Source organism: Mesorhizobium sp. M0968, assembly GCF_040319065.1.
GTDB lineage: Bacteria > Pseudomonadota > Alphaproteobacteria > Rhizobiales > Rhizobiaceae > Mesorhizobium.
Window position 1 is genome coordinate 1 of sequence record NZ_JAMYNL010000105.1, and the last position, 520, is coordinate 520.

The following is a 520-nucleotide window of genomic DNA, read 5'->3' on the forward strand; positions in this document are numbered from 1 at the left end:
GAGGCCTGGCGCGGCATTCGCATCCGTGCCGCCGAGCTTGGGCGCCAGCTCGTCGCAGATGCACGTCAGAGCCAGGCATGCCGCATGCTCATGTCGATCCCCGGCATCGGCGCCATCACCGCAACCTCGTTCGCCACTGCCATTGAAGATCCGGGCAACTTCAAGACGTCCCGATCTGTTGGCGCCTGGATAGGCCTGACGACGCGCCGCTACCAATCCGGAGAAGTCGATTATGAAGGCCATATATCCCGACGCGGCGACCGCCATTTGCGAGGGCTTCTCTACGAAGCGGCGTCGGTTATTCTGACGCGTAGCTCAACCGAGAGCACCCTGCGGACATGGGGTCTCCAGCTCCGGGAGAGGATCGGCTTCAAACGAGCTGCCGTGGCTGTGGCGCGGAAACTGGCGGTGATTATGCATTCGATGCTTAAAACCGGCGAGCTCTTTAATCCGAATGCAGGAGCCACAGCGTAAATCCGGATAGCGTTCAGAATCTGAACGCCTGAGGCGTCCCTGCCGG

General features: G+C 61.2%; 1 protein-coding gene. It reads left to right on the plus strand.

Going from position 1 to position 520, the window contains the following annotated elements; all coding sequences use genetic code 11:
* Positions 1-474, plus strand: a 474-nt coding sequence (locus NKH67_RS34100; protein ID WP_353033127.1) for a transposase, incomplete at its 5' end; no start/stop codon positions are given.
* Positions 475-520: the final 46 nt, after the last annotated feature.